The following is a 3,384-nucleotide window of genomic DNA, read 5'->3' on the forward strand; positions in this document are numbered from 1 at the left end:
AGATTTTCAAACCTAAGACAGAATCAAATTCAATTGATTTGCAATCCGTTATTGATGTATTAACAAACCAATTACAGGAGAAGGACAAGGTTATATCAGATTTACTACGGCTAACAGAGAATCAGCAAATACTTTTAGGGAACGCACAACAGCAAATGCAGAAGGAAGAAGTTAAGCTGATAGACGAGCCTAAGAAACGGCGTTGGTTATGGTAAGCGTGTAAAGGTACATAGAGGGGCTTTAGAGCCTATATAAGGACAGGGGAGGTATTCGATTGATACTTTGCTTGTCTCTATTTTTATGAAGCCTTAGGTAGGCTCTAAAGCGATACGATGTTATGTGCTGAAAAAAATAAGGTAGTGGGTGGTAAAGGTTGAATATAGATATGATTAGAGTTATAATTTATATAAAGGAGTGATGATTGTGGGAGAGATGTTGAGCACAAAGGATTTATGCGAGATGTTCAAGGTGACAAATACTGCTGTTATGTATTGGAGGAGGGATGGACTTCCTTTTATGCAAATCAACGGTAGGCTCATACGATACAAGAAAGAGGAGGTTGAAAAATGGATAAATGAACGAAATAAGAAATATCAATAAAAAAAGAAGAAGTCCTGCTTTTAGGGAGAGCAAGACTTCTTGGGTGTAAATGTTCTTTACAAAGTTTTCTATGTTTTGTTAAGTTCATTATACACCTTGTTTCGTGTTGTTTCAAGAAATTTTACAGCAGAAGAAGGTGTTTTTATTATGTCTGAAAACAAGTTTAATATTGAAGAAGCGTGTTTGGTTGGCGTGAAGGATCATTTTTTTAAAGTGCCCAATATTTTATTTGACAAAGATTTAGGGTTAGACATTTATGAAAAAGTAATATGCACTTATTTATATAGGTGTAGTAATGAAGGGTCGCAAGCATTCCCTAGCGTTCAAACTATTGCGGTTAAATGTGGAATGAGCAAGAGGAAAGCTGATTATGTAATACAATCCTTATATGAAAAAGGTGCTATTACAAAGGTTAAACGATACAAGAAAAGCAAAGATGGAGAAGTTACATATAACGATTCCAATTTGTACACAGTAGACATTTATAACCTAGTGCACAGCATGCACCACCCTAGTGCACCAGATGCAGTACCCCTAGCGCACGATATGCAGTACCCTAGTGCACCAGATGCGCAATATAAAGAACTAATTACAAAGAACTATAATATAAAGAACTATTCAGAAAGAGGGAATTCTCCTCTCCTCCATTCCCTGCCGTTATTAGATCAATTTCATGAACGTATTAAAACCGAAGTAACTGAAACTACTTTTGAATCGTTTATTAAGCCATTAGATATAAAGCAAGATGGAACGATTATTAACATTACTGCTCCTGATGCTTGTATAAAAGGCATGGTGAAGGCTAAGTTTATGGATTTAATTGCAGTACATATTGGAAGATGTTGCGAGTTTGAAGAAATAATTATAAATTAGGAGGAAGTTTATGATAACTGATTTGAATGAATACAAAATAAAAAAAGGTTTAAACGAATTACAGGATAAAAATTTAATTGAATACCATGAGGATGGCGATAAAATCAAAATGAGATTAAACACAGCCTTCCTATGTACTGAACTCAACAGAATAATGGATATGGAGTTTTCTAAATCACAGTATGACAAAATAATAAAGATGTGCGAGGGTGACGAAATCCCTCTCACACTTTACTTATCGCTAATGGTTAAAGTTACCGAGGACATAAACAAGAAGATGCTTGGAGAAGGCAAAGTAACGGGGCAATTGAAGATGCTATTTGATAGCGAAGAATATAATCCAGAAGATAGAGTTGAATGTACTTACTACTTTAAAAGCAAAAAGACAAAGAAAACACAGGCGCATACGGTTAAAATGCACATGGTTGATATAACAATGACACAGCAGATATTCGACCACATTGATATTATGAATCCTATTGTCGAGGGAGATAAAATAAGATTCAAGGTGCTTGCTGAAGATGTTGATTATCTAATCGATGGTGCAAAGCCATTTGGATATGACATGATTCTAGGCGAAGATGGATTTTTCTATGCAAGGGAGGAATTCTAGTGGCGAAGAAATTTTATGCCGTAAAGGAAGGCAGGAAATCAAACGTGATAGTGGAAACGTGGCCTAAATGTCAAGAATTAACCGATGGCTTTAAAAATGCTAAATACTGCGGTTTTAACACACTGGAAGATGCACAGGCATACTTACTAGCCGATAAGCCTAAAGTGGCTGATAAAGGCTCTAAGGCTCATATAACCGTATACTGTGAAGCTACTTGCGAATATGCTTCTAACGGTAGATGTACAAGCAGGAAAGTTAAGATAGATAAAAACGGACAATGTAAAAATTACTAAGGAGGAATAACCATGTATATCGATGGAAACACAGGATTGTTTTTAGTAATAGCAATTTACATGGTCGGATTTTGGGTAGGTAAAAATTCTAAGGAGGACAACGAATGATTTTATCAGGCAAGGAAATTTTAAATAGGTCAAAACAAGGTGACATTGTTATTGATCCGTTCTGTGAAAGCAGAATAAACCCCAACAGCTACAACTTGAGACTAGCTGATGAACTGCTCGTCTATGATGAAGTAGTGCTAGACATGAAAAAAGAGAACAGATATAGCAAGCTGACGATACCGAAGGACGGACTGATACTAGAGCCTGGGAAGTTATATCTAGGCAGGACAATGGAATATACGGCTACGGAGAATCTAGTGCCAATGCTTGAGGGACGTTCCTCAATAGGTAGGTTAGGCTTGTACATACATGTTACCGCTGGATTCGGTGATGTGGGATTCAAGGGCGCGTGGACATTAGAGTTACAATGCGTTCAGCCTATCAGGATATATCCAGAAGTAGAAATCTGTCAGATATTTTACCATACGATCGAAGGGGAATATGACAATTACTGTTCCGGCAAGTATCAAGGCAGCAGAGAAGTTAGACCAAGTTTGATGTATAAGGACTTTGAGTAGGAGGTAGGATATGAGCAATATTAATTATTCAAAACTTTCAAAGGTGGATGAATTGAGCGTAAGGAAAATCATATTGGAAAAGTGGTTGCAAAGTTCCAAAGAACAACTAGAAAGCAGAGCCATGCTAATGTTGGCTGGAGCATTTATAGAAGATGCCAATAATCACTTTGCCGGATCGGTTGTATTCTATGAAAATTGGTTGAAGGATATTGCCGAGGAAATCGAAAAACTTTAAGTGTAGAACATATGAAAAAAGTGCGTAATTGTGTGAAGGGAGATTCCAAAATGAAAAAAATGTCTATTGTGGAAATAATGAAGTACGAAGTGTGTCATGTAAATAAAAGCAATTGTGAGATATGTCCTGTTTACAACGCTTGCA

Annotated in this window: 7 protein-coding genes; all 7 read left to right on the top strand. The window is 36.6% G+C overall.

Features of this window, described 5'->3' with window-relative positions; all coding sequences use genetic code 11:
- Nucleotides 1-215: hypothetical protein (locus AC11ZT_RS12475; protein ID WP_484059908.1), on the top strand; the 215-nt coding region annotated here is incomplete at its 5' end.
- Between the two features lie 217 nt (nucleotides 216-432).
- Nucleotides 433-600 (top strand): helix-turn-helix domain-containing protein, encoded by a 168-nt coding sequence (locus AC11ZT_RS12480; protein WP_484059914.1) that lies wholly within the window; start codon nucleotides 433-435, stop codon nucleotides 598-600.
- A gap of 147 nt (nucleotides 601-747) precedes the next feature.
- The gene (locus tag AC11ZT_RS12485) at nucleotides 748-1,473 is read left to right on the top strand and encodes a helix-turn-helix domain-containing protein (protein ID WP_484059909.1); all 726 of its coding nucleotides are present in this window, start codon (nucleotides 748-750) and stop codon (nucleotides 1,471-1,473) included.
- Between the two features lie 10 nt (nucleotides 1,474-1,483).
- Nucleotides 1,484-2,086: a hypothetical protein gene (locus AC11ZT_RS12490; protein WP_484059910.1), complete on the top strand. Its 603-nt coding sequence runs from the start codon at nucleotides 1,484-1,486 to the stop codon at nucleotides 2,084-2,086.
- The gene (locus tag AC11ZT_RS12495) at nucleotides 2,086-2,379 is read left to right on the top strand and encodes a ribonuclease H1 domain-containing protein (RefSeq protein ID WP_484059911.1); all 294 of its coding nucleotides are present in this window, start codon (nucleotides 2,086-2,088) and stop codon (nucleotides 2,377-2,379) included. Before AC11ZT_RS12490 ends, AC11ZT_RS12495 begins: the two co-directional genes overlap by 1 nt.
- 104 nt (nucleotides 2,380-2,483) lie before the next feature.
- A complete protein-coding gene (gene dcd / locus AC11ZT_RS12500) occupies nucleotides 2,484-3,005 on the top strand; it encodes a dCTP deaminase (RefSeq protein ID WP_484059912.1) in 522 nt (173 codons plus the stop codon).
- Nucleotides 3,006-3,015: 10 nt separating this feature from the next.
- Complete coding sequence (locus AC11ZT_RS12505) at nucleotides 3,016-3,240, top strand: hypothetical protein (RefSeq protein ID WP_484059913.1); 225 nt, start codon at nucleotides 3,016-3,018, stop codon at nucleotides 3,238-3,240.
- Nucleotides 3,241-3,384: the final 144 nt, after the last annotated feature.

The organism is Ectobacillus sp. (genome assembly GCF_056992975.1).

Bases quoted from the DNA above. Each gene is read 5' to 3' on its own strand.
- AC11ZT_RS12485 (WP_484059909.1), top strand. From the start codon at position 748: ATGTCTGAAAACAAGTTTAATATTGAAGAAGCGTGTTTGGTTGGCGTG.
- dcd (WP_484059912.1), top strand. From the start codon at position 2,484: ATGATTTTATCAGGCAAGGAAATTTTAAATAGGTCAAAACAAGGTGAC.
- AC11ZT_RS12490 (WP_484059910.1), top strand. From the start codon at position 1,484: ATGATAACTGATTTGAATGAATACAAAATAAAAAAAGGTTTAAACGAA.
- AC11ZT_RS12480 (WP_484059914.1), top strand. From the start codon at position 433: ATGTTGAGCACAAAGGATTTATGCGAGATGTTCAAGGTGACAAATACT.
- AC11ZT_RS12505 (WP_484059913.1), top strand. From the start codon at position 3,016: ATGAGCAATATTAATTATTCAAAACTTTCAAAGGTGGATGAATTGAGC.